The 3,387-nt window shown below is 69.8% G+C and carries 6 protein-coding genes; 5 read left to right on the forward strand and 1 reads right to left on the reverse strand.

The genetic code is table 11. From position 1 onward, the window contains the following. The 4 genes from ABYX71_RS11245 to ABYX71_RS11260 form a co-directional block, all read left to right on the forward strand. On the forward strand, nucleotides 1–254 hold a 254-nt coding region (locus ABYX71_RS11245), incomplete at its 5' end, for an FMN-binding protein (protein ID WP_372696588.1). Beyond that, nucleotides 251–1,117 carry an FAD:protein FMN transferase gene (locus ABYX71_RS11250; protein ID WP_372696589.1) on the forward strand — a complete coding sequence of 289 codons (867 nt, stop codon included), beginning with the start codon at nucleotides 251–253 and terminating at the stop codon, nucleotides 1,115–1,117. The genes ABYX71_RS11245 and ABYX71_RS11250, both read left to right, overlap by 4 nt. Then, the gene (locus ABYX71_RS11255; protein WP_372696590.1) at nucleotides 1,114–1,608 is read left to right on the forward strand and encodes a hypothetical protein; all 495 of its coding nucleotides are present in this window, start codon (nucleotides 1,114–1,116) and stop codon (nucleotides 1,606–1,608) included. Before ABYX71_RS11250 ends, ABYX71_RS11255 begins: the two co-directional genes overlap by 4 nt. Nucleotides 1,609–1,791: 183 nt before the next feature. Further along, nucleotides 1,792–2,460: an OmpA family protein gene (locus tag ABYX71_RS11260; protein WP_372696591.1), complete on the forward strand. Its 669-nt coding sequence runs from the start codon at nucleotides 1,792–1,794 to the stop codon at nucleotides 2,458–2,460. A 46-nt stretch (nucleotides 2,461–2,506) separates the two neighbouring features. On the opposite strand, the gene ABYX71_RS11265 is transcribed toward ABYX71_RS11260, so the two are convergent. Next, nucleotides 2,507–3,067, reverse strand: a complete 561-nt coding sequence (locus ABYX71_RS11265) for a nucleoside triphosphate pyrophosphatase (RefSeq protein WP_372696592.1) — start codon at nucleotides 3,065–3,067, stop codon at nucleotides 2,507–2,509. 99 nt (nucleotides 3,068–3,166) lie between these two features. On the opposite strand from ABYX71_RS11265, the gene ABYX71_RS11270 reads away from it, so the two are divergent. Continuing rightward, a partial coding sequence (locus ABYX71_RS11270) for a hypothetical protein (protein ID WP_372696593.1) occupies nucleotides 3,167–3,387 on the forward strand: 221 nt, incomplete at its 3' end.

Raw genomic sequence — 3,387 nt, forward strand, 5'->3', positions numbered from 1 at the left:
CCTACGCGCTCGCCATCACGTCGGAAGGCACGGTCGCGGGTGTGGAAATCCTCGAGTACCGCGAGACCCATGGCTACCAGGTGCGCCAGCCGCGATGGCGGGCGCAGTTTCTCGGCAAGGACGCGGACGACGCGGTGAAACTGGGGCGCGACATCCAGAACATCAGCGGCGCCACCCTGTCGTGCCGTCACCTCACCGACGGCGTGCGCCGCCTGCTGGCCACCCACCGCGCCGTGCTGGCGAGCCAGCCATGAACGCGCCGCTGGGCCTGGCAGCGGACAGCACCGGTGTGGTGCGCCGGGCCCAGCCCTGGCTGGGCACGCTGGTCGGCGTCGAGGCCGCCGGCCTGCCCAGAGTGGCGCTCGAGCACGCCGTGGCGCGCGCGCTGCGGGCCGTCGCGCGCGTGCACGCGCTGATGAGCTTTCACGATCCGGACAGTGAACTGTCGCGCCTGAACCGCCAGGCAGCCACCACACCGACGACCGTCAGCGGTCACCTGTGGCAGGTGCTGCGGGCCACCGGCCGCGTCAGTGCGCTGACCGACGGCCGCTTTGACGTCACCGTCGCCCCCACCCTCGTGCACTGGGGCTACTTGCCGAAGCGCGGTACCGTCGAACGGGGCGGCCGCTGGTACGACGTTCATCTCGGCGAGCGACGTACCGTGCATTTCCGCAAACCGCTGCTGATCGACCTCGGCGGTATCGCCAAGGGCTACGCAGTCGATCTGGCCATCGCCACGCTGCGCCGTGCCGGCGTGCCGCAGGCCTGCGTGAATGCCGGAGGCGACCTTCGCTTCTACGGCCCCACGGCACGGCAGATCGCCATCCGCGACCCGGGCGATCCCGGCCGCCTGCACCTGCTGCCGCCACGTCTGGCAGGCGCCGTGGCCAGCAGCTGCGTGCTCGACACGCGCCGGCGCCGCGGCCGTGGCTGGTGCTCGCCGCTCGTCGATCCGCTCAGCGGTCGGGCGCTCGGCAGCGGCGACAGCGTGACCGTGCTGGCCGATCGCTGCCTGTATGCCGATGCGTTGACCAAGCCCGCCGCGCTCGACCCGTCCACGGCCCGCACAGCACTGCATCGCCTGCGCGCGCAGGCACTGCACCTGCCTGCCGCATGAAAGCCGGTCCGCGCTACGTCCTCACCACACCGCGCCTGGGCACACTGGCGCGGCGCTCGGTCTATGTCGCGTGCCTGTTGCTGCTGTTGACGGGTATCGCCTGGCTCGTGCTGCACACCTGGGTTCGCGTCGAGGGCGCATTCGGCCCACAGCATCACCCTGCCGAAATCTGGCTCATGCGCCTGCACGGCCTGCTGGCTGTGCCCACCCTGACCGGACTCGGCGCACTGCTGGCGCGCCATGTATGGCCGGCATGGCGGCCGCGTCAGCGGCGTACCAGCGGCCTTCTCGTACTGATCGCCTGCGCCCTGCTGGCACTCGGCGGCTGGGGCCTGTACTACGCCGCAGACGAAACCCTGCGTCAGTGGCTGTCCGTCAGCCACTGGCTGATGGGACTCGCCCTGCCGGCCCTGCTGCTGGGGCACGTGGCCGGCGCCCGACGCGAGCGACGGGCCGACGAGCGTGCTGCTCGTCGTCAGGCAGGCGTGTAGTGACTCTTTAAAAATCGATTCACCGAACGCCGGCCACGCAACTAAATCGCAATCCCCCCGTCCAACCCGTTATGGACGGCGCCCGACCCGGGCAACCGGACCGCTCATGCGCGCCAGGCAGGCGCCCGGAAACCCCCGGGTGCCGCCGGCAGCCCATCTTCATACCTGCAAAGGATCTCACCAATGACAAAAACACCGTTCCGTGCAACCTGTGCCATCGGCCTCGCCGCGCTGCTCACGGCGGGCTGCGCCACCAACCCCGAAACCGGTCAGCGCGAGATGACGAAGACCGGCCAGGGTGCCGCCATCGGTGCCGCCGCCGGGGCCGTGCTCGGCGGCGTCAGCGGTGGGGATCGCGGCAAGCGCGCCGCCATCGGCGCCGCCGCGGGTGCCGCCATCGGCGCCGGCGTCGGCAAGTACATGCAGAACCAGGAGGAGAAACTTCGCCAGCAGACCGCCGGCAGCGGCGTCGAGGTTTCGCGTCAGGGCGACAACGTCGTCCTGAACATGCCCGGTCACGTCACGTTTGCCACCGACAGCGCCCAGGTGTCCGTGGCCTTCGAGGACACCCTGAACCAGGTGGCGGCCACCATCACCGAATATCAGGACACCCGCGTCCAGGTGGCCGGACACACCGACAGCACCGGTTCGGCCAGCTACAACCAGCAACTGTCCGAACGGCGCGCGCAGGCGGTAGCCAACTACCTGATCAGCCGGGGCGTGGCACCCGCCCGCCTGACCACCATCGGCTATGGCGAGACGCAGCCGGTGGCCAGCAACGACACCCCCGACGGGCGTCGACAGAACCGCCGGGTGGAGATCGTGCTGACTCCTACGGGCGCCCAGATGTGAGCCCACGCCCGCCGGTGCCTGACGGGCGCCGGCGGGCGCGTCCTGGTCAGGCGACGCCTGCCAGCAACTCCGCCGTTTCGAACAGCGGCAACCCGACCACGCCCGAGTAACTGCCCTCAAGATGCCGCACGAAGGCGGCCGCGCGCCCCTGAATGGCGTAGGACCCCGCCTTGTCCAGCGGTTCCCCGGTGGCGCAATAACCGGTGATCTCGGCCGCCGACAGGGCCCGGAACGTCACCGTGCTCTCGCTCAAGCGCACCTGATGGCCGCCGCGATGCACCCGCGCGACGGCGCTGAGCACTTGATGCGTGCGCCCTGAAAGACGGCGCAGCATGGCCGCCGCGCCGTCCGCGTCCACCGGCTTGCCAAAGATCTCACCGTCGACCACCACCACCGTGTCGGCGCCCAGCACGCACACATCGGCACCGGCCTGGGCGGCGCCGGCACGGGCCTTGGCCAACGCCAGCCGGCATACGTGATCGGCAGCCTGCTCTGACGCCAACGGCTGCTCATCGACTGCCACCGGCAACACGTCGAATACCACGCCAAGCTGCGCCAGCAGTTCGCGCCGGCGCGGGGAGGTGGAAGCAAGGACCAGTCGTGTCATCGGGGCGGCGGCCTGTCGGGAAAAGAAAACCAGGATTAACCAAAGTTTAACCGCCGCTGTCTAGCATCCCGCGCAAGGCCACAGACAGAGGAAACAACCATGCGTGACTGGACCCGCGCCCTGCTGCACCATCACGACACCACCCGACGCCGATTCCCCCAGCAACGCCTGTTGGTGTTGTTCGACGTCGATGGCACCTTCCTGGACATGCGCCTGGCGCTGACCGAACTGCTACGCGCCTACGACGCGGCCCACGCGACGGCCCACTTCGCCCGTCTGGCGCCGGCGGACATCGATCCGTTCGGCCGCACTATCGAAAC

The sequence above is a fragment of the Immundisolibacter sp. genome (assembly GCF_041625615.1).
Taxonomy (GTDB): domain Bacteria; phylum Pseudomonadota; class Gammaproteobacteria; order Immundisolibacterales; family Immundisolibacteraceae; genus Immundisolibacter.